Below are 25,876 nucleotides of genomic sequence, written 5' to 3'. Positions count from 1 at the left end.
GATGTGGTCGATATGGAACACAATTATGAAATTATGATTAATAGATATGAGGAAATCTCAAAAAAATATGTACCAAAAACAGAACTGATTTCTGATCAGGTACTTACTGATTTGCATGTCTTTTCGTCTGAATTCCGTGAAAAAATCGAGGGAATTGTCCGTGGAGAAAAATTGCTGAAAATTGGTATTGTTGGGGAAGTGAAAGCTGGAAAGTCCTCTTTTATAAATGCATTCCTCTTCGAAGGCAAAAAGATTCTGCCGGAGGCACCAACACCGATGACAGCCGCTTTGACCAAAATATCCTATTCTAGAAATCTAAAGGCGGAAGTTTTTTTCTACAGCCGTAAGGACTGGGAAACAATTGAAGATCTCTCCCATCAATATGACCTAGATTACGAGAAGTTCAAAAATGAACTAATTGCGAAAAAAAGAAGTGAAAATTCCAATCCTTTTTCTTCCTTACGATTAAGTTTAGAAAGTTCTAATACAGCAGAAAAGGTCAACATTTCTGCTGAAGAAATTAAGAGATATGTAGAGGAAAGAGTGCCTAAAGAAAAGTCAGGCTGTAAAGAGCTTACTCAACTTGTGTTGAAAAACGGATTAGATGTTGATAGTTACCTTGGGAAATCGGAAACAATCATTGGAGTTGAAAATATTGATGATTTAGTTGGCCGGCTTAGTTATTACGTGGGGGCAACTGGTATACTAACACCTATTGTAAAAAGCACCAATGTTTATCTAGATGTTCCAAGTTTGAAGGATTTAGAAATCATTGATACACCAGGAACAAACGATCCTATCGTTTCTCGTGGGATGGTTACAAGAAAATATTTAGGACAATGCGATGCCATCTTCCTATTAAGCCGAGCTAGTCGTTTCATGAGTAGTCATGACGTGGAGTTTATTGTAAATACTTTACCGACGGAAGGCATTCGTAAAGGCATCATTCTTGGAAGCAAATTTGACAATGCATTACTAAACCTAAAACCAGGCGGGGTATTGGAAGAGGGGTATTTGGAATTAAGGAATAAACTGATAAGACATGCCCTTCATATTGTCGATGAAGAATTAAAAAAAAATCCAAATAATAAAACGCTCCTCTCCTTGAAAGAATATATGCCGCCACAATTCATTTCGTCTGTTTTATACAGCATAGGTCATAAAAGATTGAAGAATCTGGACGAGCTTGAAGGCCATGTTGTCGAGCGACTAAAGGTAACTTTTCCAGCAATGAAGAATGATCCAGAGCTGTTTAAGTACCTTTCAAATATCGATCGAATCAAAGAGAAAGAATTTCCATCTATACTCAATGATAAAGAAGATATCCTAAAGAATAGATTAAAGGACACACTTTCTGGTCAAAGCAAACGATTTAAACAGATTCTTGAAACAATTCAATCGGAGACAGTTACTCGGTTAGATAATATCACTAACTATGATCAAAAGCAGCTAGAAGAAAAGTATAATCTAATGACATCTAAAATTAATGCTTCCAAAGCAGATGTTGATTTTATCTTCCAAAAGGAAGCCGTCAGTTTCCAGAGGAAGATAAGATATTTACAGCAGGATTTAAGGGAAGCACAGGCGCATCATCAAAATGTTGATATTACATCGGAAAACAAAAGCGAGTACTCGCACTCTTCAGGCTGGTGGCTCTGGAAGAAGGATCATTATCAAAATGTAACTTATCACTATGCCAAAGTAAATCAAGTTATAGATAATGTCCGAAATTACTCAGTCGCTATTCAAAGGCATGTTATCGATACGTTTCATACCATTATTAATATTGATGGATTACGCAAGGAACTTAAGAAAGCTATTTTAGAGTTGCTTGATTTAAAGAATAGCAGTTTAAGGGAAAATGAGATGTTAAATCCAATTGAAATTTTATTAAACAAGTTAACAATTCCAGAATTTAATTTGGATAGCAGCAAATATGAGGAAATGATTTCCGATGCCTTTTCTGTAAGTGTCATTCAAAATGATGAAATACATAAGCTTGTGGAAAAACAGAATAAGGTTATGTCTCTTGTGGTGAAAGAAACAATTGAGGCTTTGGAGAATGAAATTAGAAAGGTTTCCAATCTATTATCTGAGGAAGGGAAACAATTTACGGACAAAGTTGCAAAGAATATGAACAATGTATTAGGAGAAGTTCAAATTCAGCTAGAGTCAAGAGCAAAGTACGTGAAGTATTATGAGCAATTACTAATAGATATTAATGCCGATATTAAAAGGGTTATGGTCCTTGACTAAAATAGGAAAAAGGCTGGAGAAGAAATGAACTTTTTGGATGACATAGATAAGGATGAAGGATATAAAAAATCTAAGGCTTCAAATCGATATTTAGATAATCCTGAAGAAGCGCTCATTTTAATATCTAACCTATTGAAAACAAAAGAGATTTTACCTGACTTGAAAAGAGCAATGTATCGTTTAGAACGTCTTATTCAGGATGATTTCCGTAAGTTTGCAGGGAAATTTGATATGGTAGATGAAATAGCGATCTATCAAAAGTTGCTCCAAATTGTTGATAAGATTAAAGAAATGAATCGTTTTCAAATATTGGATGGTAAAAATTTTATTGCAATCGGCGGGGGATTTAGTGCAGGGAAATCAAAGTTTCTAAATTCAATCATTGGATTGGAGCTTTTGCCAGAGGACCAAACACCAACTACCTCCGTACCGACATATATAATGAAGGGGAAAGAGAAGCTAAGCGCTTATACCTTTAGGAATCAGGTGCTGGATATCGGTAAAGAAGCGCTTAAAGCTTTGTCCCATGAATTTTACAACCAATACAAACTAAGTTTTTCTAAACTAATAAAAAACATTAATGTGCAGACGCCTTTCTTTCCATATGAGAATCTGATTCTATTAGATACACCTGGGTATACGAAAGCTGAGTCGTATAAGCTTGAGAACAATACCGACGAACATATTGCCAGAGAGCAGTTGAGGATTGCAGACTTTATCATTTGGCTTATGGATATAGATGATGGTGTGATTACAGATAAAGATTTAGACTTTATAGCGAAACTTAGAGCGGATGTACCTATTTTATTTGTGTTTAATAAAGCAGATATTAAGCCGGAATCTCAAGTAGAAGAAATTGTCTCGAATACGAAAGAAATTATTTCCAAAAGGGGATTAAATGTATTTGGTGTAACGGCATATTCCTCACTTTTGGAAAATGAATATGCAGGAGATTATATCCAAGCTTTTTTTAAGTATGCAAATAAGCCCCTTCGAAAAGGAATGACATTTAAGGATGAATTTGAAGATGCAATTAAAGAGTGGGACATTTATTTTAAAGATACTGGTGCAATGTTATTGAAACAACAAAAAGAAGTCGGAGAATTGTTATCTTATACGAAGCAAGTCACTCAGTTTCGAGATCTTGCAGAGCTTTATTCAAGTATTCATGCTCGCATATCTGAACAGAATGTTTTGCATGAGGAGTATGCTTTTTTAAAAACTAGTTTCTCAAGGCTTATGAATAAGATTGATTCTCTTACTTTAGCAGCTGAACCATAGGAGGGAGGTGTAGGATGAGGGAGATAGGAAAACAAGGGACAGAAATAGAACTGCTTTCGAAGGTTTTTCAAACCGAGGGAGATAGTCACATTTGGGATGAGACCTTTAAACAGTTACACGATTTAATAAAACAAGAGTTAGTAATGATTATTGATGACTCTAAGTATCCAGAAAAAGCATCTTTTTTGAAAGTAATCGAAAACTTTATGTCGCAGCTTCAGCTTTTTATTACAGTTCCTGCATTAAGAGAAAAAACGGTAATTGGTGTTATGCACACTTCAGTGGCGGGAAGGCAATTATTTTATGACAAGATTATTCAGCCTGGTCGGAATAGTGAGTTTTTGATGAAGAAAAATAGAAATATCCCAATTATACATTGTCACAGTGAGGATGAGAGGATTTATTTGTATAATGCCTTTCATAACCGAGAGGAAATCAGCAGGCTTGATATCAGAGTTTTACTGGATACTTTAGCTCGGAAATATCATATGGATTTGCGGAATGTTATTACTTATTTTTTAAGTGAGACTCCTTTCATTCATGAACATATAACCTATATTGATTTTTCCCTAGCATCTAATAACAATGAAACTTTTTGGGATTTTCTTGATAGGACAGACGCCCTTCTTGTGAATATTGATATTAAGAGTGGTTGGGATAAGCCTATTCGCTATTTAAATACGATTGGTTATAATAAAAAGATTTTGCTCCAAGTTCCACATGAGGATAGAGATAATTTGCTAGATTTATTAATGGACATGAATCTCAACTTTGCAATTATGGATGGAAATCTTTTTGAAGCTCTCCAAGAGTTTAATGTTCCGAGCAGCCGAAAGGATTTGTTCCGAAAGACTGAGCAGTTGATTCAAGAGGTGTCTGCATATATCTACCAGGAGCGGAACAAAAGTCTTCATGTTATAGAAAAAATCAACAGGACTCTGCTGATGTTGGAGCATTACGATAAAAGCGGATTAATCAAATTGCGAACTGGAGTTCAGGATGAAATTGATAAAGCGACATCTTCTTTTGAGAGATTACAAAATATACTAACAAAGATACAATCTATTTTGAGTGACATTAAGGAAAGTATCATAGGTAAATCTGAAAACGGAGTACTTAGAACTCATCAATTAGAAACTCTTTATAGGTTGAGTAAATCTTATATAGGACTTGAAAAGTTTGAAGAGGCAGAGTCTAGTGCTGAAGAACTTCTCAAAGCTGGATATAAAAAAGCCAATCTATTATTACTAACTATTGGTGAAAAAAAGGGTGAGAGTCCTTCCAAATCCCATCTGGATGCTATTCATTTGATGGATCCAGAAGATCCTGAAGTATTGGAAGCGAAGATAAAATATAAAAAGGAACTAGGGTTTCAAAAGCTACAGGTTTACAATTTTGTATTAAAGCTCAAAGATAGTGATGATTCTGGTATTCTTTTTATATTGGGTCAGTATTATGAAAATCAAGATTATGAAAAAGAGGCTGCTAAGTTTTATCGGTTAGCACTTGAAAAAGGAAATAAAAAGGCAGGTGGCTCTTTATTTAGCCTCTACCAGTCTAAGAAAATACTTTCTGTGGAACATTTAACTTATTTAGGCAATTATCTAAACAGGGATGCAAATTTTCAACTCGGAAGTATGTTACTAGCTCAGGGAAAAGAACAGGAGGCTATTATCAGACTTTCACTGGCTGCTATTTATGAGCATTCCGAAGCTATTTTTCAACTGGCAGAACTTTTTTATCGAAAAAGGGATTATAATCGGGTGATTGATTATGCTAAGGCGTATTTGGGATTAGATAAAAAGGAGAAAGGTCAAGAAATACAGGAGCTTCTTGGTGTTTGTTATTATAACAATAAGGATTATGAACAGGCATATGAAACTTTGTGTAATTGTTCAACAGGAGAAGCTTATTTTTTGATTGGTCAAATGTATGAAACTGGCGCAGGCAAAATGAAAAATATGGAACTAGCTCTCCAATATTACTCAAAAGGATCAAAGTTGGGACATAACATATGTAAAACCCATCATATTAAAATTACTGCCCGTTTAGAGGAAGAGAAAAAGAAGAAAGAACAGGGATCCACTACTAGTTACAGTTCAAGTAGCAGCTATAGTAAGTCATCTTCAGGTTCCTATAGCAGCAGTAGCTCGTCGAGGTCAGGGTGTTTCTTGACTACAGCTACTTGTATGGCGCTTGGGAAAAAAGACAACTGTGAGGAGATACTGGCTTTTAAGAAATTTCGTGATGAGTGGTTAATTATGCAGGAGGAGGGTTCAGGATTAATTCAAGAGTATTACCATATGGCCCCAGCTTTAGTGGAAAAAATTGATTCCCGTAAAGATGCGCTCCAAATCTATCAGTATATATGGAATAAGTATATCCAAAACGGATACAAGCACCTCCTTCAACAGGATTTTCCAAAGGCAAAAGAAATCTATGTTCAGATGGTACTAGAGATACAGCAGCAATATTTGTAGCCTGCCGTTGTTAAAAATTGATTTGCAGTTAGTAGAATTATTTGCATTCAGTCTATCATTTCCTTTCTGACAAGGAAAGGGAAGAGTTATATTTGGAAACGCTCTAGGCGATTAAAGCGAGAGGGAATGACTCCATTTAACATTTCTTAAATTTTTTACAGAATGATAAAACCCAGCTTCTAAAATGGAGCAGGGTTTTATATTATATTAATTGAACACGGAAGGAAGAAAAGATGTTTGTTATTATATACAATTTACGTATCCTTTAAAGCGGTTTTTACACCCCTTTATCCATTTATTGGAAGAAATACCCTGCCTATTTACCAACCGGATACTTCTTCCCATTCTTCACAATCTTTTCCTCTACTATTTTTTTTACATTTAACCCGAGGTCAGAACATAGCATTAATGAATAAATCAGTACATCCGCAATTTCCTCACGGATGTTTTCTTCATTTTCTTTAAGTGCTTCTTCATTGCTGATCCATTGAAAGTCTTCCAGTAGCTCTGCTGCTTCGATGGAAATGGAAATGGCAAGGTCCTTTGGGTTATGATATTGTCTCCAGTTTCTTTCGTCTCTAAATTCATTGAGTTTGTTAATTAAGCCTTGAATATCGCTCATGATTGTTTTCCCCTTTGCAGTTGGAGTAGTCTCTGTCTTAACTTAGGATCTGTCGCATAAATGGTACAGGCCATGGATGACCGTTTCATCAGGACATTGATGGAATTTAAAATAATTTCTTGGTTCTTTTCAGAAGATAAATCCGTTCTTGAAATAAATGCACCTGTATCTTAGTATTTTGAAGGATCAATGACTAGCCGGTCTTAACCTTCATCATAGCTCACGGAAGGGCCAAGGACAACGTTTTTGGAAGGACGTTTGTTTCAATAAAATAATAGCATTTTAGCGGAGCTACTTTCATTAAATAAAAAACGGGCCATCCAGAATATCTGGATGGCCTTATTTGCATGCTGGGTTTTCTCGCCAAACTAAGCTGACTCTCGTTGGTTCCTTCTTGCCCTGCTTTCCTTGTTAACAGATTTGCGATTCCTTTTTGTTTTGGAAATTCTAAAAAACATCACCAGTCCAGCACTGCCAATCAGTACCCACTCAAGTGCAAATTGATTGCTGCTGAAATAGATCCCCGCTGTGGGGAAGACCAGCAAAAGGATGCTTTTGATATAATAATTTGACTTGGAATTGACCATCATCAAAACGGATAGTATGACAAGAACTGAAGGGATTAGGTGGCTCCTCATCAATAAAGTATGATTGGTATACTCACCATAAAGATAATATAGAAACGATGCTAACACTGCGAACAGAGAAAGAAAATACTTAATCCGGGACTGTTTGGCAAACAGAATCCAGACTGCTGCAAAGTTGATACCAACTGATATTGCCAGCTTAATCACCAATTCATTGAAAGTAAAGATGGCGGCCGGGTCTTTCATCAGACCTAAAATATATCTAACGTTGATGAGAACCGCAATGACTGCTGCGATTTTTATAACAAGATTGAGCTTCACTTTGGGCAGTTTCATATTTATTCCCTTAAGGGAAGGTCTGGATTTGGGGACGCGCTTGGAGCTTGTCATGCTTTGCGGAGTAACTCCCACTGTGTCCTCTGAATCTGCCGGTTTGTTTCTCCTCTCCATTCTTGAGTGACTGACCCTGCTTTCCCTTGTTTCCCGTGGATCAGGTCCCCTTTGGTCCGTCTCCCATTCTGTCTGCGGTTCCTCGGTCCGTGTTTGTTCTCTATATTGTTCGCCTTCGACTTTTTCTGTATGCTCGGAATCTGAATATAAGCCCAATGCATTTCACCTCTAATGTTTTTTGTTTAGGCTGTTTTAGCAAACTTTATTGCTATTGGAAGTGGAATGTGTTTTGTCAAAGAAGTTGGTTGAAGCGGAAATCAACTTATCCTCTTTTAAAAACAACAATTAGAAAACAGCTTTGTTTAACACTACCTAGAGATTATACAACTTCATCCGCAGAGTTTCTACCTGTATAAGATTAAAAAAGGTAAATAGGAAAAAATAGCAGTCCGTCGTTTTATTGAAAATGAAAAGCTCTCCACCCTATTTTCATTAAAGTCTTTTTGTTTTAATGGAGAGATGAAGCACTAGAAATGTTAATATAAACAAAAGGTTTAATGGAAAAGAGATTAGTATATTTAATGTAATATCATGGGAGTGAGGAGTGGCAAAATGAACAAATCCTATTTTTATTTAAAACTAGAAACACATCATTTACATATGTCCTATAAAAATGAAGAACGTCGCGTGCGTGTTTTATTGCCGAAAAATTATGATATAGATGAGGCTGAAAGTTATCCGGTCGTCTATATGCATGATGGACAAAATGTTTTCTACAGCAGTGAATCCTATAGCGGGAATTCATGGAAAGTAATTCCGGCAATTAAACAAAACCCCGATCTGCCGAGGATGATTGTTGTTGGGATTGATCATGGAGGGCAAGAGCGAATTAATGAATATACGCCCTGGAAAATTACTGAAAGCCCGCTTCCTGAAGAGTTTGAGCTGGGCGGGAGAGGCGCGGAGTTTGCAGAGTTTGTCATGACAGTGGTGAAGCCTTTTATCGACCAGCATTACCGAACGAAATCTGATAAGTATCATACTGCGATGATTGGCAGTTCCCTTGGAGGAAATATTTCTGCTTTTATGGGAATTGAATATAAAGATCAAATTGGCGGGTTAGGAATTTTTTCTTTAGCCAATTGGATTACAAGTAAAGCCTTTGACAGTTATATTGCAAGAAAAGAGCTGGATCCTGAACAACGCGTGTACATCCAGGTTGGGACACAGGAAGGTGATGAAACCGATCGGAAATTGATGTATGGCAATATGAAGCAGGCATATATCGATGGATCGCTTAAGTATTATAACCAGCTGCTAACAGGATCTGTTCCAATTGAGAGCATTCGTTTGAATATTTTTGCGGATGAAGAACATAATGAAAAAGCCTGGGCAAAACACTTACCAGAATGTTTACGTTTCTTAAGTGAGAAGTGGTCTTGATTGAAGTGAATCATTATATTTAATTGATAGTGAGAGGAAACTCTCACTCTTTTTTTGAATATATTCGCATTTAAATTGATTTAATATTTAAATAACTGTATCATTTGTAAAAACTAAGATTCTTGGATTCTAAGAAAGGAGCCTTTTTTTATGAATTATATTTTGATCTCGCCATATTACCCAGGTAATTTCCAGCCGTTCGCTCATCGTTTAAAAGAAGCAGGTGTCAATGTACTGGGAATTGGCGAAGAGCCATATTACCAGTTAGAATCCAAATTACAAAACTCTTTAACAGAATACTATCGTGTAAATAATTTAGAAGATATAGATGAAGTGAAACGGGCAGTTGCATTTTTATTCTATAAACATGGTCCAATTGACCGCATTGAGTCCAATAATGAGCACTGGCTGGAGCTTGATGCACAGCTGCGTGACCAATTTAATGTGTACGGCAATAAAACGGATGAGTTGAAAAAAGTTAAGTATAAATCTGAAATGAAAAAACTGTTTAGAGAAGCAGATGTACCCGTTGTAGAAGGAAGAGTTGTTAAAAGTAAAAGTGATTTATCTAAAGCTCTTGATGATTTAGGACTGCCAGTTATCGCTAAACCGGATAATGGAGTGGGATCAGCTGCAACCTTCAAATTAGATTCAGAAGAGGCAGTACGACGTTTTGAAGAAGAATGGGGAGAAGCACAGGTATACTTCTTAGAACCATTTGTCGAAGGAGGCGTGCTTTGTACATTTGATGGGCTGGTGGATCAAAAAGGTGATATTGTTTTCCAAACAAGCTTTACATATAATGTGCCAACTCTGGAACTCGTTAGCGGCCAGCTTGATATGGCATATGTGATCCAAAAAGAAATTGATTCAAAGCTCGAAGCATATGGAAAGGCGATCGTAAAAGCTTTTGGCATGAAAGAACGCTTTTTTCATATTGAGTTTTTTAAATTAGAAGATGGGGATTATGTTGCACTTGAATACAATAATCGCCTGGCTGGCGGCTACACGATTGATATGTACAATGCCGCGTACTCTATTGATCTATTTGCTCAGTATGCCTCAATTGTGACAGGAGGAGAATGTAAGGAGTCCAAGGCAGAAAATCAGTTTTGTGTCGGTGTAACACAGCGTGATGCGCATGAGTATAAGCATGGCATGAATGATATTTATGAACGATTTGGCGATCGTGTAAAGTTTGTTCAGCGCATTCCAGATGCGTTTGCGGTACTCCAGGGGAATCAAATTTATGCGATTAATGCAGATTCGCAGGAAGAAGTGGATGAGATTATCCGTTTTGTACATGAACGAATAAATGAGGGATAGGAGATTTTCTATGCATATTGAATACTTAAGCCATTGGAGCGGTGAATTAGGACGTGAAATGCTGTTGAACAGATATGGGCACAGCGGCATGCCGATCCTGGTTTTTCCTTCATCTGGAGGGAAGCACACTGAATATCATGATTTTGGAATGATTGATGCTTGCCAGGATTTTATTGAAACCGGAAAAGTTCAGTTTTTTACATTGTCCAGTATAGATAATGAAAGCTGGCTCCATGATTCAAAAACGCCGCATGACCGTGCTTTGGCTCATGAAGCATATGACCGTTATGTAATATCCGAAGCTATTCCATTTATTAAACATAAAACAGGCTGGTTTGATCCAATGATGACAACAGGGTGCAGCATGGGGGCCTATCATGCATTGAATTTTTTCTTGAGACACCCGGATGTGTTCCAAACAACCGTTGCACTTAGCGGTATTTACGATGCGCGATACTTTTTGGGGGATTACGGAAATGATCCGCTTGTATATCAAAATTCACCGAGTGATTACATATGGAATCAAAATGACGGCTGGTTTATTGATCGCTATCGTTCAGCAACTATCATTATTTGTACAGGGCTGGGTGATTGGGAACAGGATGGGCTGCCTTCATACTTCACATTAAAAGATGCCTTTAATGAAAAACAAATTCCGGTATGGTTTGATGAGTGGGGCGAAGATGTTTCGCATGATTGGATTTGGTGGCGGCACCAAATGCCGTATTATTTAGGGAAAATACTATACTAAAAAGTCAAAAAACATCAGAGTTGAGTGCTGGTGTTTTTTTGTCAATTGCATGGTTTTACCGCGTTTGAGAGAAGAAGGGGGCAGTTGTAACGAGCTGAGGAAACCCAATGTCTCTAAGATTGGGAAACTGATATTGAAACTGTAGAACCCATTTTTTAATTGTATTATGGGTTGTTCCATATATCCTACTACGGATCCCGTAACCGCCTTGATCAAATTTGAACAATTTCTAATTTCTTTTCGGCTGTAAATTTGGCTATAAAACACCCCGTAAATGTTACGAGGCAGTTCAAATGCCCCTGCTTTTTTCCTTTCCTTTTTTATGATTCATCTTTCAAAAATATGAGAGACCTTTAATAATTACATGTAGGTCCGGCTAGACCCGTACTATTATTTTCCTGCAATTCATTCACATCTATAAAAATATCTTTTATGAAAGGTTTCAAAAGATGGTCATCTGGTATCCCTAATTTTTGATTCATCCTCACAATAAAAATTTCCCATTGCTCCTGAGATGACGGACCTTTTACGGTTTCATCTCCAATAAAATAGATCATGACCAAAAAGGCAGGGACACTGTTCATTACCCTTAAAAAATACAAATGGGCTAGCCTGTTTGCATATTGATAATAAGTTTCTGTCCAAATATCGCTTGGCTCGGCACCTATATATTTTTGTGTTTCCCTTAATGACTGAGCGATAAGCTGCTTGGAGATGGGGGCTACTGAAGAGGATGGGGTGATATGAGCTCTTTCAGGTTTGCTTTAGCTTCAATTATGAAAACTCCATTTTCCCCGTATTTGGCTAATGCATCCCATCGGGGACCATTTGTCGGCCAAAACTCCTTTAATTTACTTGCCACTTTTCCATCTAGAGCGACCCTTTCAATAAAATCAACATCACTATATTCGGCATATTCGTCTTTTTCAAGAGGAGAAACCCAAATTATGTTTTCGTCTGTTACTAGTGAAAGTTTTTTGTTGATAACATGCACATGCTCATTAATTAAGGTTTGAATTAGTTTTAGGCTGCCTTTGCCGTCACTTCTTTGTTTATACCGACCCATATTTATCCCTCACTTATAAAAGAATATAGTTCTCTTTTAGTTATAACTTTCCTTATAAAATTATCTCTTTAGAAATAATGTTTTGCAGTAATTTGAACATTTAGAAGTAAAAGCTAAGTTGATCTATATTGCAGCTTCTTTTATTAAGTTCTGTTTAATTTGGAAGGGGCTGGATAAATCTTATTAATCTGGTAAATGTAAACCCATCTTTTAAAGTGGTTATAGGATATATCAAGTGTTTTTAATATGGAATAAAGAGTAAGCGCTGCGACTCGCTAAAAGGAGGAAGTCATTCAAGCTCAAGTTTCTTTTGTACATAAGCAGAAGCACAAGCAGGAGTTCCGCTAAACGATATTCGGGCAAAGGGGAATAAGTAAATGATATACCGAAAGCTGATGGAATCGAATTTGAAGATTGTACATGATGAATGCCCTTTTGTAGTGGTTTTTTCAGAAATCCTATTGTTCCCATAACTTTTAATCTTCAATACCTATTTCAGATCCAAACATGACTAATGTAATTTTAATGTCTAGATTAACATTGATCTATCAAAATTGTAATTCTAAATCTTCAATTTCATCTTTGTATTTTTTCAAACGTTCATAAAAAGAACGCCGGGATATACCTAACATTTTTATAGCATCTGATCGATTATGGTTTGAGCGTTTTAATGCTTCTTTCATTAATTTTATTTCTAATTCAGTGATATTTTGAGAAAAGTCCAACGAAGATGGTAGAGGAGAAAGGCTTGGTACTATTTCTTCATTGTTTTGCTGTGGTTCAGTATAAGGTAAGTCTTCAATATCCTTATATAGGTTTTTGGGTAGATCCATGATTTCTATTACATTTGTATCTGTTAAAAAAATGGCCTGTTCTAATACATTTCTTAATTCCCGTACATTCCCAGGAAAAGAGTAGTTTAGCAGAACATCAAAAGCCTCCTGGCTTAGTTTTATATCCTTATTATATTTCCAGTTAATTTCCTTGAGAAAATGGTGAATAAGAACCTCAATATCCTTTTTTCTCTTGTTCAAAGGGGGAATTGTTATCGTGAAACCATTAATTCTGTAAAGCAAATCTTCACGGAATGTTTCACTGATTATCATAGCTTCTAGATCACGATTAGTGGCTGCGATAACTCTTACATTGATTGGAATAACTTCACTGCCTCCAACTCGGATAATTTCTTTTTGCTGCAGAACCCGTAAGAGCTTTGCCTGTAGGTGATAGCTCATATCCCCGATTTCATCCAAAAATATCGTGCCGCCATTAGCCAATTCAAACTTTCCTTTACTGCCATTACGCTTGGCACCTGTGAAAGCGCCTTCATTATATCCAAAAAGCTCACTTTCTAATAATGATTCTGGTATAGCTGCACAGTTAATCGCAATAAAAGGTTTTGATTTTCGATTTGACCAATGATGAATGCTTTTGGCCATTACTTCTTTTCCAACTCCGCTTTCTCCTCGAATTAAAATTGAGAGATCCGAACGTGAAAGCTTTTTTACTTTTTTAAGATCAGCTGCCAGCTGGCTGTCTTGTGAAATGAAAAAATCATTTTCAGCTGGAGGAAGGGAGGGATCCAAGAGTAATTCATTATGTAAGTCATGACCATTCTGTTGGAAAGGGAAGTTAAGGCAAATTTTAAGTGCAGTTATGTCCTCTTCGTCCCGGTAAGTTGCAATAGCGCCAATGATCTTTCCGCGGTTCTCTATAGGGGCAGCATCTATGAGGAAGTCTTTCCCTATTATTTTGCTAATCCTGTTAACCTTCGGGCTTTTAGTAACCAGCGCCTCGTAAATGACTGAATTAGGAACGAAGCTTTCTATATGCTTTCCAATCCATACATTCAATGTAAGGTTCATTTTTCTTTGAGCAGCCTGATTAATGAACACGAATTTTCCTCTTTTATCTATTATTACTACTCCGTAATTCATAGAGTTGAAAATAATATCGAGATTATCTGGATCCAAATCACTTGTTTTGAGAACCGACAAAATATCACCACCTCTATTTTTGTTATCAAAAAAGTATTATAAATTTTGAATATTGTCAATATTGGCACATTTGTCTATTTTTTAGACAAAAAATGTGTTTCTTTATTATACAAATACTGAAATATCTATTTTGTATACAGTATATCATCTACGTTGTCTTGTCTTGAAAAATTGAATAAAAAAATAAAAATCCCTTAAACCAAAGTACTTTTACAACAATTTATAATAAAATTTTCCGCTGAATAAGAGTTGGCATGGTTTTTGCACTTTAAAAAGGTGAGTAGTCGACAGATTACAATATTCAAAATGATACAGGGGGTGATGAGTCGGACATGCATCCGGTTAAACGAGTTGACCCGCTTTACCAGCAAATTTATAAACGACTAGAGGCAGAAATATTAGAAGGGAAAATCATGCCCGGCGAAAGATTGATCGACACAAAAATAGCATCCGACCTGGGTGTGAGCAGAAGTCCGGTTAGAGAGGCATTTAGAAAATTGGAACGCGATGGACTTCTTGTTAATGATGAAGGGAATATTTCAGTTTTTACTCCTACTTTACAGGATGCAAAAGAGCTATATCAAGTCCGAATTGGATTGGAAGCAATCGCGGCGTATTGGGCTGCCAAAAACATGAAGGAAGATGAACTCGAATGCTTAAGCCAGGTATTAATCTGGACAGAGCAAGCTATAGAGCAAAAAAATACGCAAAAAATTATAGCTCTCAATACAAAATTTCATGAATCGATCATTACTTATTCAAGAAACAATCAGCTCAAAAAGATGATGGACAATATCCGTTCATTAATTCAAATTTGCAGAAACACCATTATTAAACAATATAACCGAAGTGATAGTTTTTTAGCAGAACATTATAGTATTTTCCGGGCTTTGAGCATTCATGAGCCAGAATTAGCTGCAAAAAAAATGGAACAGCATATCCAGCGTGATATGAAACATTTTGAGGATTCATACATTTGCCAAAACCAAATGGAATCCATAACAAACAGAGGAGGTTTTTAAATTGACTACAATAACAAAAACGGTTTATCAGCTGCCTTATACTGAAGTAAAAGATTATAAAATGTTCATTAATAACGAATGGGTGGAAAGCGCTTCCGGAAAAAGGCTTGAATCTGTCAACCCGTTTACAGGAAAGGTTTGGGCAACAGCACCAGCAGGTGAAAAAGAAGATATTGATCTTGCTGTAAAGGCAGCTAAAGCGGCATTTGAGACGGGTGAATGGTCTACATACACAGGTGCCCAGCGCGGTGCATTGCTCCGCAGACTTGGTGATTTGATCGCAGAAAATGCAGAGCATCTGGCTATTAGTGAAGTAGTTGACAATGGTAAATTGATTCGGGAAATGATCGGTCAAACAAAGTCCCTCCCAGGCTGGTGCTACTACTTTGCTGGTATGGCAGACAAAATTCATGGGGAAAGCATTCCGGTTGATGTACCCAATATGATTAATTATACGGTTCGCGAGCCTCTTGGTGTCATAGGCGCAATAGTTCCATGGAATTCACCATTGCTATTAACCCTATGGAAATTATGCCCGGCTTTAGCAGCAGGAAATACGGTTGTTGTTAAACCATCAGAAGTAACTCCTGCATCCCTATTAGAGTTGGCAAAATTAATTAAAGAAGCTGGCTTCCCGGCTGGAGTTGTAAATTTTGTCACCGGTTTTGGCCAAACAGCAGGTGAGGCATTGTCCAGGCATCCTGATGTTCGTAAAATAGCCTTTACTGGTTCTACAGCAACTGGCAGACTGATCACGAAAAACTCTGCAGACCACTTTGCCCGTGTAACATTAGAGCTAGGCGGTAAATCCCCAAATATTATTTATGAGGATGCCGACCTTTCAAATGCAGTCAATGGCGTTTTAGCGGGTGTATTCGCAGCTTCTGGCCAAACCTGTATGGCTGGGTCACGAGTGCTTGTCCATGAAAATATCTATGATCAGTTTGTCGAAAAGCTTGTTGCTAGAACAAGCCAAATCAAACTTGGAAATCCGCTTGATATGGAATCTGAAATGGGAACCGTAGCTTTTAAGGGACAATATGAAAAAGTCCTTCGTTATATCAAAATTGCAGAGGATGAAGGTGCTACTCTTCTGCACGGAGGTAACCACCCAGCTGCACCTGAATTGAAAGACGGATTCTTTGTAGAGCCCACGATCTTTGGCGATGTGACAAATGACATGAGGATTGCCCAGGAAGAAGTTTTTGGCCCTGTTGTAGTTCTAATCCGCTTTAAAGATGAAGCAGAAGCCATATCCATTGCAAACGATACGGAATTTGGTTTAGCGGCCGCTGTTTGGACAAAAGATGTTCAACGTGCCCACCGAATGGCTTCTAAAATTAACGCGGGTACTGTATGGATCAATAATTATCGAAAAGTTTCTTATTCCTCACCGTTTGGAGGATACAAATCCAGCGGTATTGGAAGAGAAAATGGCTTTAATGTCATGAATGAATATACACAGGTTAAGAGTGTCTGGGTAGATACTGGCAACATCATTACAGATCCATTTAAAATTTTGTAATGGATAAAGGAGGAAGAAAATGAGCCGCTTTGATCTTTTCAAAGAAGCAGGGAATCCAATGTTTAATGATAATCAGCTAAAGCTGGGCATATTTGGCCCAAATGTAAATAACTCCTGTGCTATGACTCTGGCAGAAACTTCGTTTAAGCCCAACTTCGAAACCAATGTCAAGATTGCCAAAATGATGGAGGCTGCAGGCTACGAGTGTATCGTACCTGTAGCCAGGTGGCGCGGATTTGGCGGGCCAAGTAATTTTAATGGGGAATGTATGGAAACCTACACATGGGCAGCTTCGATTGCTGCTGTTACGGAAAAAATTTATCTCTTCTGCACATCCCATCTGCCGACCATTCATCCGATTGTTGCATCTAAAATGATTTCTACTATTGATGGCATTTCTAAAGGCAGAATAGGATTAAACACTGTTAACGGCTGGTTTCCAAATGAGATGGGAATGTTCTCTGGAAAGAAACTGGAGCATGATAAAGGATATGAATTCGCAGCAGAATGGCTGAACATAGTCCTGAAAATGTGGTCCGAACAGTTTTTTGATCATAAAGGAGAATTCTTTGAAATTAAAGATGGATGGCAGGAGCCGAAACCAAGCCAGAGCCCTCGGCCTGTACTGATAAATGCGGGCTCGTCAAAAGCAGGAATGAATTTTGCAGCAAAATACGTCGATTTCCACTTCTCCTTCATTGAGTCCATGGAACAGGCCAGGGAATGGACAAATACCATGAAGAAGCTTGCCTGGGAAGAATACAAGAGAGAAATTAATACGTTTACAACCAGCTTTGTAGTCTGCCGTCCTACAGAAAAGGAAGCGTGGGAATATTACAATTATTATGTGAGGGAAAAAGGCGATGACGAAGTAACGGATATCATTTGCCGCCTCTTTAATATCGATACGGCCTCTCAATCTGCTGATTTCAATAAGAAGTTCAGGGAAAACTTTATTGCTGGCTGGGGCGGTTATGCATTAGTCGGAACACCTGAACAAGTAGCCGATAAGTTAATAAACATCTCAAAGTCTGGAGTTTCTGGAACTCTCCTGTCATTTGTGGACTATCTTGAAGAGATGCCATATTTCAACCAAACTGTACTGCCTTTGCTTGAGCAGGCAGGTGTACGTAAATCTATGAAGTCTTCAGAAAAGTCAGCATCAGAACAGATTGAGGCACAATCTTTAAAAGAAACGTCAGAAGAGGCAGCCGTACTAGTATCATCCGTTCGCTAAACTGCGGTCGGTTATGCTCTAATGGCAATCCATGGAAGAAGGAGAGAAATGTATGGACAAATGGGTGTTATATAGCAAGACAGGAAATCCTGCTTCAGATATTGCAAAGGCTTGGTTAAAAAACAACGGGATACCTTCAGAAAACTATAGTATTTTTCAAATAAAAAGAGAACAGATTGATATACTGGCCGACCTCTTGCCCAGTGGCGCTAAGGACCTTGTATATCCTAATACCTTTTCATTTAGTATGATTAACCCCCAGAAAAAAACCGAAAAAGAATATATTCATAAAATTCACAGCGGTGAATTAACAGAAGAAGAAATAAGAGATATTCTTGCAACTTTTCCGGCATTGGTGATATCCCCCATCATTACAGATTATAAAACAGTTTTAGTCGGCTATGATCTGGAAAAAATGGTCTCAACCTTCCGTTATGTCAAAGTGAAAGATATTAGTATGGCATAAACATTTTGTAATTCATGTATCAGTAATTTAATAAAAAAGCAGGGAGCGATATAATGAGCCGGTTTGATGCTTTCAGAGAAGCAGGAAATCCAATGTTTAATGATAATCAGTTAAAGTTGGGGATATTTGGTCCCAATGTTAGTAATTCTTGTTCAATGACTTTAGCAAATACATCATTTAAACCAGATTTTGAGACCAATGTAAAGATTGCAAAAATGATGGAAGATGCGGGATACGAGTGTATTGTACCGGTTGCACGCTGGCGTGGATTTGGCGGTGCCAGTAACTTTAATGGCAACTGTATGGAAACGTATACGTGGGCTGCCGCTATGGCTGCTGTTACTAAAAAAATCTATCTATTCTGTACTTCACATGTTCCTACTATGCATCCGATTGTGGCATCCAAAATGCTGTCGACAATCGACGAAATTTCAAAGGGCAGAATTGGGCTGAACACGGTTACAGGCTGGTTTCCAAAAGAAATGGATATGTTTTCTGGAAAGAAAATGGAACACGACAAAGGATACGAGTATGCCACTGAATGGATGGAAGTCGTCTTGAAAATGTGGTCTGAGCAATTCTTTGACTATAAGGGTGACTTTTTTGAGATCAAGGATGGATGGCAGGAGCCAAAACCATCCCAAAGTCCAAGACCGGTATTAATCAGTGCGGGTACCTCTAAAAAGGGACGTGAATTTTCAGCTAGATTAACAGATTTTAACTTTGGATATATTGAATCCATGGAACATGCCAAGGAATGGACCAATCATATGAAAAAACTAGCTTGGGATGAGTTTAGAAGAGAAATAAATACGTTTACAACTGGTTTTGTTGTATGCCGGCCGACGGAGAAAGAGGCAAAAGAATTCTATGATTATTATGTCCGTGAACAGGGGGATTGGGAGGTCGCCAACATCATTTGTGATATGTTTGGCATTGAATCATCCTCAAACTCTATTGATTTCTTAACCAAGGCCAGAGAGAATTTCATTGGCGGCTGGGGCGGCTGGGCATTCGTCGGAACTCCTGAACAAGTAGCAGATGAGATGATTAAGATTTCGAAAACAGGCATTTCTGGAACATTAGTTTCATTCCTTGATTACGTTGAGGAAATGCCATATTTTAACGAAAATGTATTACCGTTATTAGAACAGGCTGGTGTACGTAAACCAGTTAAACAGGAAGAATCCCCTGAAGAAGCTGAAAGGATCAGTACAGAATTATATTCGCCTGTACAGGTTTAAGTTTGACTAGCAAAGAATAAATGGAATGGAGGCAGGACATATGGATCGATGGGTAGTGTATGCAAAGTCAGGGAATCCATCATCGGATATTGCCAAAGCGTGGCTGAAAAATAATGGTATACCGTTTGAAAGTACTAGTGTTTTCCGTTTAACTAGAGAGGAAATTGACAGGTTAGCCAATCTGGTACCTGGGGGAGTACGAGAACTGATTTACCCGGATGTGTTTTCGTTTTCCATGATCAATCCCCAGAGAAACTTCGAAAGACAATATATTGAAAAAATGAATAGTGGTCAATTGACTGAAGAAGAAATACGGGATTTGCTTGCAGAGGTGCCTTCACTTTGCATTTCTCCAATCATAACAAACTATAAAACTGTTATTGTTGGTTACGACCTAGAAAGTATGGTCTCTGCTTTCAGGTTTGTGAAGGTCAAGGATGTAACCATGGCTTAATTCAGGAATGGATGCAGTAACGAGTAAATAATTTACTAGAGGAAGGAGGGAGATAGGTGCAAATACTTGGTATCTGTGGAAGTTCTGCTTCCAGCAGACGGACACGGGCATTGGTTGAAAGCGCTTTAGAGGGTGCGCGGCTGGAGGATCATGAAGTAACCATTGATGTTGTTGATTTATCCCAGCACGTATTGGAGTTCTGTGACGGGAGAAAAGTAGAAGAATACGGACGTGATACCCAGGAGGTGTTAGAGAAAATTAAAAGGGCTGATGCCTATGTTTTTGGATCCCCCATGTACAGAGGGACGATTACTGGGGCATTGAAAAATTTAATTGATCTCGTCCCTGATGATTTTATTAAGGGAAAGACAGCAGGTCTGGTCGCTACGGGCGGAAGTGATCATCATTATCTTGGTATGGATCTTGGATTTCGGACAGCGATGGCTTTCTTTAGGGTACATACGATTCCAGGTGTCCTGTACCATTCGCGCTTTACAGTGGAGGAAGGAAGAATTGTTGAAGAAAATATAAGAAATCAGGCAGAAAAGTTTGGTTATGACTTGGTCCAATTGACAAAAGTGACTCATGGAATGGTTCTGGGTCCATCATTATATTAAGGGGGTTATGGGGTTGACTAATCTAGAGACAGTAGACACTTTCAAGCAGATTATGGGAAGTTATCCAACTGGCGTGACCATAATTACTACAGTAAATGAAGATGGCAGTCCTGTTGGCCTTACTGTGAACTCATTTGCTTCTGTGTCATTGGACCCGTTGATGGTTTTATGGTGTCTGGATCGTAAATCCACACATTTGAACGCCTTTAAAAATTCTATCGGATTTGCTGTTAATATTTTGGCAGCTGATCAATGTGAATTATGCTGGGCCTTTGCGGGGAAGAGTCTAGACCGTTTTTCAAAAGCAGATTGGTCATACTCTGAGAATAATTTACCGGTCATCTCAGAATCCTTAGGAGTAATGGAATGCAAAACTGTTCAGACAATCGAAGCCGGTGATCATATCATTTTCATTGGCCAAATAATAGATATCGTGAAGCGGGACAAAGAACCGATGCTGTATTTCCGCCGCAATGTGGGATTAATACCTGAGGGCTGGCCTGTTTAATTATAAATTACGGAGCGGATAGTTAAAGTATTAACTATCCGCTCCCTATTCTAGAAAGGAATAGATGTTTATGAATTTTTCCGGTGTTGTCGTATTGGGAAAAAGGATAGGCAGACAAATTGGCTCCCTACAGCAAATTTAGAACCCAATAGACCATATCCAGTTTAACTAAGGCGTATTTGCAGTTTAAATCTACCAAAATGGAATAGTATAGAGGTGTCAAGAATATCGCGGTCAACTATTGAAAAAACGAGTAGTTCAATAAAAAACAAAACGATAGAAGTTCACATTCTTAATTTAATATGGGGATAAGCTGGAAATACAATACTGAATTTAATTTGAAAAGAATATTTAATAAGTTAGAAGAATTAAAGGTCCAAATCTTAGCAGACATCGAAACAGCCAAGGGAACTTCCCCTAAAAATTTCTCAGATATCCTTATGTAAGCGCTTCGGAATGAAAGTAAGGGAAGGGTATTGATTTTAACTGTCGACAGCCGATTGCCGTCTGCAATACCTCTTGATACAGAGGTATGCATATACGCTATGCAGGTTCTACATGAAAGGAGGAACAAAATGAATCTTTATACTGAATTGGTCCATTTACCAGATTTACTCTTTCATCAATACTGTATTAAACAATTTGGAATCAATCGAGGAGTCTATAATACCATTGATGAGTGGTTTTTTGACAAAGGAAACAAAAACATCCTAGAACGAAGACAAAGAATCTTTCACTTTCTAAACTGGTGTTTGCAAAATGGATTAGCTGCTAACGGGAAAATCAAGTTTGGTCCTGGAAACTTATCCAAAAATTTAATGGATTACTCGGAAGGTAATTTTTCATTTGATGTTCCTCTATTCATGCAGAAAGATCAAGCTTTAATTTATAAGATCAGCATGGAGGGATAGTATATGAAGCAAAAACCGTTAACAGGGCTAAAGGTATTGGAAATGGGTCAATTAATTGCTGGTCCTTCAGCAGGAAGGCTTTTTGCCGAATTTGGAGCAGAGGTAATCAAAGTAGAAAATCCAACTGAAGGCGACCCTATTCGTAAATGGAGAGTAGTGGAAGATGGAACAAGTTTGTGGTGGTATGTGCAGGCACGAAATAAAAAATCCATTACCCTCGATTTGAAGCAGGCAGAGGGTCAGGAAATCATCAAAAGGTTAGCGTTGGAAGTCGACATTATCATCGAAAACTTTCGTCCCGGAACGTTGGAAAAATGGGGAATTGGCTATGAACAACTTAAAGAAATCAATCCGGCACTGATTATGGTCCGTATTAGCGGGTATGGCCAAGATGGACCTTACAGGGATAAAGCCGGATTTGGTTCCATTGGAGAAGCAATGGGAGGGTTACGGTACCTTACAGGTTATCCTGACCGCCCGCCAACAAGGGTAGGGATCAGTATAGGGGATTCTATTTCCTCCCTTTACGCTGTCATCGGTGCTTTGATGGCCGTTTATCATCGGGATTTAAAAGGCACTGGACAAGGACAGATTGTTGATGTTGCTTTATATGAATCTGTTTTTAGTTTTATGGAAAGCATGCTTCCCGAATATGACAGGACAGGGGTGATAAGAGAACGGACGGGGAGTACCTTACCCGGAATTACACCTTCCAATACGTATGAATGTAAAGATGGAAAATATATTGTTATCGGTGCGAACGGCGATGGAATATTTAAGCGTCTGATGGAAGTTATCGGACATCCGGAATTTGCAGTTGATCCCAGATTTCAGAACAATGCAGCTCGTTCGGAGCATGCGGAATTCTTGGATTTAACGATCGAGCAATGGACAAAAAAACTTAATCTTGCAGAGGCGGTAAGAAGGCTTGATGAAGCAAAGGTACCTGCAGGGTCCATTTATTCCATTGAGGATATTGTGGCTGATCCTCATTATCATGCACGGCAAATGATTGAAGAAGTATGGGTAGATGGAATTGGGAAGCTAAAGGTCCCGGGAATTGTTCCAAAGTTAAGCGAAACACCGGGCGGCATAGACTGGGCTGGACCCAGACTGGGACAGCATAATGAGGAAATCCTAGTAAACACCCTGAAATTGGAGCAGAAAGAACTCCATTCTTTTATTGAAAAGGGAATAATTGGAGACATAAAAGAAACGAATGTTAAAAGTTAAATGCTTGAACACATCGATATAAGTAAGGCAGTCTGTGAATAAAGGAGGGATTATTGGGATATGGGGATGACGATGTCTGAAAAGATCCTGGCCAGGGCCTCTGGAAGGGCCGAAGTACGGGCTGGAGAGATTGTTAGAAGGCAGAATCATCAACCATACTCAAACTGATGAATACAAGGGAACAAAGTTACCGGAGCATTTAATTGAGATGGTGGAACTCGGAGGGCTTGAACCATACTTAGCAAAAAGATTACTTAGTTAAAAAGGAGAAAATCAGTGAATCTACCAAAAAAGGCTGAAATAATCGAGGTCGGGCCAAGGGACGGTCTTCAAAACGAGTCAGAGTTTATTCCAACTGATCACAAAATTGCCCTTATAAATGCGTTAAATAAGACAGGAATTAAGAGAATGGAAGCAACATCTTTTGTTCATCCAGCCTATGTACCTCAAATGAAGGATGCAAAAGAAGTCCTTCAGGGTATTGTACAGGATCCTAACATTCAATATATGGCCCTTTTACCCAACGAAAAGGGATTTGATAGGGCAGTAGAACAGGGAGTGCAGGCAGTTTCTCTTGTAGTAGGAGCCAGCAACAGTTTTAATCTGAAAAATGTAAAAATGACTAGAGAAGAATCAATCAACCAATTGGAAAAAGTTGTTTTAAAAGCCAGAGCACAAAATATGTTTGTCAGATACAATATTGCTACCGCATTTTGGTGTCCGTTCGAAGGAATGGTGGATGACAAACTGGTTTTAGATATGGTTAAAAAAATTAATCGTTTAGATGTAGATGAAATCGTTTTATGTGACACCATCGGCCGGGCAAATCCTAAACAAGTGTACTCGCTGTTTAAAAGCATTTTGGAGATTCAGCCAGATGCAATGATTACAGGCCATTTTCACGATACTTACGGAATGGGCCAGGCCAATGTGTTAGCTGCCCTCCAATCAGGAGTAACACGGTTCGATGCTTCCATTGGAGGTTTAGGCGGGTGCCCATTTGCACCGGGTGCGGCGGGAAATGTGGCTACGGAGGATGTAGTATTTATGATGAATGAATTAGGGATAGAAACAGGCATCGACATGGAAGCACTGCGATTCAGCTTAAATTTGGTTAGAGAAATGTCCAATCGAAATTTGATGAGCCACTACAATATGATCCTTGAACACTCCTGTGTTTAAAACAAGGGAATTTTCTATTTTGAAAAAATCAAGCTATACGATCAACCAGGAGGGGTCTAAATGGGCAAACTTGGAGAAGTGAAAGAGCATTTAAAAAAAGGGAAGCTGGCAATCTTGGTTGATGATGCGGATACCCAAACAAGTTATTTAATGGGGTTAGCTGAGACAGTGACTGGGCAGCATGTTAACCTTATGGCGAAGATTGGGAAGGGGCTAGTGTATGTTTGTTTAAACAATCGGAAAGCAAAACAGCTCGACTTGCCCCTCATGACTGGGAAGATGAATCCAAGTAAAAATTTCGCTATTTCTATTGATCACCATACCACTACAACCGGAATATCCGCATTTGAACGCGCTATTACGATAAAAGCTGTTGCTAATGAAGATTCAAAACCTGAAGATTTTAGAAGACCTGGCCATGTATTCCCACTTGTATACTCTGATTATGGAATGCTGGATTATATGGGTGTTGTTGAAGCATCGGCGGACTTAGCAAAAATATCTTCAAGTTTTTCAGATACTACTTATTTATGTGAGATTCTTAATAAAGAAGGAGGAATCGCTGCTGATCAAGATGTTGCAGAAATTTCACATGAGTTTGGTATTCCTTCTATTAATATCACGGAAGTTTTTAAATCCCTCTATAAGGATCCCATTTGTACCATAGACGGGCAGGTTATTCATGGACAAAAGCTTGGAAGCAAGCTTGGATTCCCTACAGCAAACCTGGAGTTGTCCACTCCATCTGATTCCTTAAGAAATGGTGTTTATGGTGTAATAGTGAATTGGTGTGGTTCATCCTACTTTGGTGTCATGAATGCAGGGGTGAAACCCACTATTAAAAATAATTTGAAAAAAACTTATGAAATTCATCTCTTAGATTTTTATAATGATATTTATGGAGAGAAAATCAACGTCGAGGTTAAATTTTTTATAAGGGAAGAGAAAAAATTTAATTCACTAAACCAGCTGGTTCAGCAGATAGAAACAGATATACAAACGGCTAAACATAGGTTTGAATTGCAGCAAACGGTTAAAATTGGGTGATCCTGATTGTTGGCTTGGACATCAGCACCTTATATCTGATTGACCGGATCAGCCTGCATTTCCTTTCCGAAAAGAATCAGGAAGAGTAATATCTGGAACCATCGAGGTGATTAAGTTAGAGGGAATGACTCCGTATTATATTTATAAATGATAAAACCCTGCCTCAACTTGGAGCGGGGTTTTTTATGATTATTTTTATCTCACCTATTCGTCAGGGCTCTACATAGGTAT

The 25,876-nt window shown here is 38.2% G+C and carries 22 protein-coding genes and 1 pseudogene; 18 read left to right on the top strand and 5 right to left on the bottom strand.

Annotated features, from left to right (window positions below; all coding sequences use genetic code 11):
- Window positions 1-12: 12 nt before the first annotated feature.
- Genes H539_RS29930 through H539_RS0100305 form a run of 3 tightly spaced genes read left to right on the top strand, consistent with a single transcriptional unit; the run spans window position 13 to window position 6,017 of the window.
- Window positions 13-2,256 (top strand): dynamin family protein, encoded by a 2,244-nt coding sequence (locus H539_RS29930; protein ID WP_026691849.1) that lies wholly within the window; start codon window positions 13-15, stop codon window positions 2,254-2,256.
- A gap of 24 nt (window positions 2,257-2,280) precedes the next feature.
- Window positions 2,281-3,537 carry a dynamin family protein gene (locus H539_RS0100310; protein WP_026691848.1) on the top strand — a complete coding sequence of 419 codons (1,257 nt, stop codon included), beginning with the start codon at window positions 2,281-2,283 and terminating at the stop codon, window positions 3,535-3,537.
- Between the two features lie 14 nt (window positions 3,538-3,551).
- Window positions 3,552-6,017, top strand: a complete 2,466-nt coding sequence (locus H539_RS0100305; RefSeq protein WP_026691847.1) for a tetratricopeptide repeat protein — start codon at window positions 3,552-3,554, stop codon at window positions 6,015-6,017.
- Between the two features lie 316 nt (window positions 6,018-6,333).
- Here H539_RS0100305 and H539_RS0100300 read toward each other — a convergent pair whose 3' ends face one another.
- The 3 genes and pseudogenes from H539_RS0100300 to H539_RS0100290 all read right to left on the bottom strand — a co-directional run bounded on the left by H539_RS0100300 (window position 6,334) and on the right by H539_RS0100290 (window position 7,832).
- Entirely contained in the window at window positions 6,334-6,639 is a 306-nt protein-coding gene (locus H539_RS0100300; RefSeq protein WP_026691846.1) for a nucleotide pyrophosphohydrolase, read from the bottom strand.
- Window positions 6,636-6,881, bottom strand: a pseudogene (locus H539_RS32670) (DNA/RNA helicase domain-containing protein); the annotation flags it as partial. The pseudogene H539_RS32670 and the gene H539_RS0100300, both read right to left, overlap by 4 nt.
- A gap of 126 nt (window positions 6,882-7,007) precedes the next feature.
- Window positions 7,008-7,832 (bottom strand): hypothetical protein, encoded by an 825-nt coding sequence (locus tag H539_RS0100290; RefSeq protein WP_026691845.1) that lies wholly within the window; start codon window positions 7,830-7,832, stop codon window positions 7,008-7,010.
- A gap of 396 nt (window positions 7,833-8,228) precedes the next feature.
- On the opposite strand from H539_RS0100290, the gene H539_RS0100285 reads away from it, so the two are divergent.
- The 3 genes from H539_RS0100285 (at window position 8,229) to H539_RS0100275 (ending at window position 11,136) form a co-directional block, all read left to right on the top strand.
- Window positions 8,229-9,059 carry an alpha/beta hydrolase gene (locus H539_RS0100285; protein WP_026691844.1) on the top strand — a complete coding sequence of 277 codons (831 nt, stop codon included), beginning with the start codon at window positions 8,229-8,231 and terminating at the stop codon, window positions 9,057-9,059.
- A gap of 150 nt (window positions 9,060-9,209) precedes the next feature.
- Window positions 9,210-10,385, top strand: coding sequence for an ATP-grasp domain-containing protein (locus H539_RS0100280; protein ID WP_026691843.1), 1,176 nt, complete (start codon window positions 9,210-9,212; stop codon window positions 10,383-10,385).
- Window positions 10,386-10,395: 10 nt separating this feature from the next.
- Complete coding sequence (locus H539_RS0100275; protein ID WP_026691842.1) at window positions 10,396-11,136, top strand: esterase family protein; 741 nt, start codon at window positions 10,396-10,398, stop codon at window positions 11,134-11,136.
- Window positions 11,137-11,857: 721 nt separating this feature from the next.
- Here H539_RS0100275 and H539_RS0100265 read toward each other — a convergent pair.
- Window positions 11,858-12,202, bottom strand: coding sequence for a hypothetical protein (locus H539_RS0100265; protein WP_026691840.1), 345 nt, complete (start codon window positions 12,200-12,202; stop codon window positions 11,858-11,860).
- A 548-nt stretch (window positions 12,203-12,750) separates the two neighbouring features.
- Window positions 12,751-14,199 (bottom strand): sigma-54 interaction domain-containing protein, encoded by a 1,449-nt coding sequence (locus tag H539_RS0100255; RefSeq protein WP_051348368.1) that lies wholly within the window; start codon window positions 14,197-14,199, stop codon window positions 12,751-12,753.
- A gap of 332 nt (window positions 14,200-14,531) precedes the next feature.
- Between H539_RS0100255 and H539_RS0100250 the strand changes: the two genes are divergently transcribed.
- From H539_RS0100250 to H539_RS29925, 12 genes are all read left to right on the top strand, one after another.
- Window positions 14,532-15,221 carry a GntR family transcriptional regulator gene (locus H539_RS0100250; protein WP_026691838.1) on the top strand — a complete coding sequence of 230 codons (690 nt, stop codon included), beginning with the start codon at window positions 14,532-14,534 and terminating at the stop codon, window positions 15,219-15,221.
- A gap of 1 nt (window position 15,222) precedes the next feature.
- Window positions 15,223-16,746, top strand: coding sequence for an aldehyde dehydrogenase (locus H539_RS0100245; protein ID WP_342663985.1), 1,524 nt, complete (start codon window positions 15,223-15,225; stop codon window positions 16,744-16,746).
- Between the two features lie 19 nt (window positions 16,747-16,765).
- Window positions 16,766-17,983, top strand: a complete 1,218-nt coding sequence (locus tag H539_RS27380) for an LLM class flavin-dependent oxidoreductase (protein ID WP_081415732.1) — start codon at window positions 16,766-16,768, stop codon at window positions 17,981-17,983.
- Between the two features lie 52 nt (window positions 17,984-18,035).
- A complete protein-coding gene (locus H539_RS0100235; protein WP_026691836.1) occupies window positions 18,036-18,449 on the top strand; it encodes a thioredoxin domain-containing protein in 414 nt (137 codons plus the stop codon).
- Window positions 18,450-18,502: 53 nt separating this feature from the next.
- Window positions 18,503-19,693, top strand: a complete 1,191-nt coding sequence (locus tag H539_RS27375) for an LLM class flavin-dependent oxidoreductase (RefSeq protein ID WP_081415730.1) — start codon at window positions 18,503-18,505, stop codon at window positions 19,691-19,693.
- A 40-nt stretch (window positions 19,694-19,733) separates the two neighbouring features.
- Window positions 19,734-20,147, top strand: coding sequence for a thioredoxin domain-containing protein (locus tag H539_RS0100225; RefSeq protein WP_026691835.1), 414 nt, complete (start codon window positions 19,734-19,736; stop codon window positions 20,145-20,147).
- A 56-nt stretch (window positions 20,148-20,203) separates the two neighbouring features.
- A complete protein-coding gene (locus H539_RS27370) occupies window positions 20,204-20,764 on the top strand; it encodes an NADPH-dependent FMN reductase (protein WP_051348367.1) in 561 nt (186 codons plus the stop codon).
- Between the two features lie 13 nt (window positions 20,765-20,777).
- Window positions 20,778-21,272, top strand: coding sequence for a flavin reductase family protein (locus tag H539_RS0100215; protein ID WP_425414689.1), 495 nt, complete (start codon window positions 20,778-20,780; stop codon window positions 21,270-21,272).
- Window positions 21,273-21,847: 575 nt separating this feature from the next.
- Entirely contained in the window at window positions 21,848-22,183 is a 336-nt protein-coding gene (locus H539_RS27365) for a hypothetical protein (protein ID WP_051348366.1), read from the top strand.
- Window positions 22,184-22,186: 3 nt separating this feature from the next.
- Entirely contained in the window at window positions 22,187-23,416 is a 1,230-nt protein-coding gene (locus H539_RS0100200) for a CaiB/BaiF CoA transferase family protein (protein ID WP_026691833.1), read from the top strand.
- A 276-nt stretch (window positions 23,417-23,692) separates the two neighbouring features.
- The gene (locus tag H539_RS0100190; RefSeq protein ID WP_026691832.1) at window positions 23,693-24,598 is read left to right on the top strand and encodes a hydroxymethylglutaryl-CoA lyase; all 906 of its coding nucleotides are present in this window, start codon (window positions 23,693-23,695) and stop codon (window positions 24,596-24,598) included.
- 60 nt (window positions 24,599-24,658) lie between these two features.
- Window positions 24,659-25,645, top strand: coding sequence for a 3,4-dihydroxy-2-butanone-4-phosphate synthase (locus H539_RS29925; RefSeq protein ID WP_051348365.1), 987 nt, complete (start codon window positions 24,659-24,661; stop codon window positions 25,643-25,645).
- Window positions 25,646-25,876: the final 231 nt, after the last annotated feature.

Origin of the sequence: Peribacillus kribbensis DSM 17871, from assembly GCF_000430765.1 — a bacterium.
GTDB lineage: Bacteria > Bacillota > Bacilli > Bacillales > DSM-1321 > Paraperibacillus > Paraperibacillus kribbensis.
Note: the sequence above shows the minus strand (reverse complement) of the source record. Positions and strands in the feature narration are given on the sequence as shown.

What these genes read in the sequence shown, in the direction of transcription:
- H539_RS27365 (WP_051348366.1), top strand. Translation starts at nt 21,848, where the DNA reads ATGAATCTTTATACTGAATTGGTCCATTTACCAGATTTACTCTTTCAT.
- H539_RS0100300 (WP_026691846.1), bottom strand. Translation starts at nt 6,639, where the DNA reads ATGAGCGATATTCAAGGCTTAATTAACAAACTCAATGAATTTAGAGAC.
- H539_RS27375 (WP_081415730.1), top strand. Translation starts at nt 18,503, where the DNA reads ATGAGCCGGTTTGATGCTTTCAGAGAAGCAGGAAATCCAATGTTTAAT.
- H539_RS0100285 (WP_026691844.1), top strand. Translation starts at nt 8,229, where the DNA reads ATGAACAAATCCTATTTTTATTTAAAACTAGAAACACATCATTTACAT.
- H539_RS0100280 (WP_026691843.1), top strand. Translation starts at nt 9,210, where the DNA reads ATGAATTATATTTTGATCTCGCCATATTACCCAGGTAATTTCCAGCCG.
- H539_RS0100250 (WP_026691838.1), top strand. Translation starts at nt 14,532, where the DNA reads ATGCATCCGGTTAAACGAGTTGACCCGCTTTACCAGCAAATTTATAAA.
- H539_RS29925 (WP_051348365.1), top strand. Translation starts at nt 24,659, where the DNA reads ATGGGCAAACTTGGAGAAGTGAAAGAGCATTTAAAAAAAGGGAAGCTG.
- H539_RS29930 (WP_026691849.1), top strand. Translation starts at nt 13, where the DNA reads ATGGAACACAATTATGAAATTATGATTAATAGATATGAGGAAATCTCA.
- H539_RS0100275 (WP_026691842.1), top strand. Translation starts at nt 10,396, where the DNA reads ATGCATATTGAATACTTAAGCCATTGGAGCGGTGAATTAGGACGTGAA.
- H539_RS0100310 (WP_026691848.1), top strand. Translation starts at nt 2,281, where the DNA reads ATGAACTTTTTGGATGACATAGATAAGGATGAAGGATATAAAAAATCT.
- H539_RS0100225 (WP_026691835.1), top strand. Translation starts at nt 19,734, where the DNA reads ATGGATCGATGGGTAGTGTATGCAAAGTCAGGGAATCCATCATCGGAT.
- H539_RS0100200 (WP_026691833.1), top strand. Translation starts at nt 22,187, where the DNA reads ATGAAGCAAAAACCGTTAACAGGGCTAAAGGTATTGGAAATGGGTCAA.
- H539_RS0100305 (WP_026691847.1), top strand. Translation starts at nt 3,552, where the DNA reads ATGAGGGAGATAGGAAAACAAGGGACAGAAATAGAACTGCTTTCGAAG.
- H539_RS0100235 (WP_026691836.1), top strand. Translation starts at nt 18,036, where the DNA reads ATGGACAAATGGGTGTTATATAGCAAGACAGGAAATCCTGCTTCAGAT.
- H539_RS27380 (WP_081415732.1), top strand. Translation starts at nt 16,766, where the DNA reads ATGAGCCGCTTTGATCTTTTCAAAGAAGCAGGGAATCCAATGTTTAAT.
- H539_RS0100265 (WP_026691840.1), bottom strand. Translation starts at nt 12,202, where the DNA reads ATGGGTCGGTATAAACAAAGAAGTGACGGCAAAGGCAGCCTAAAACTA.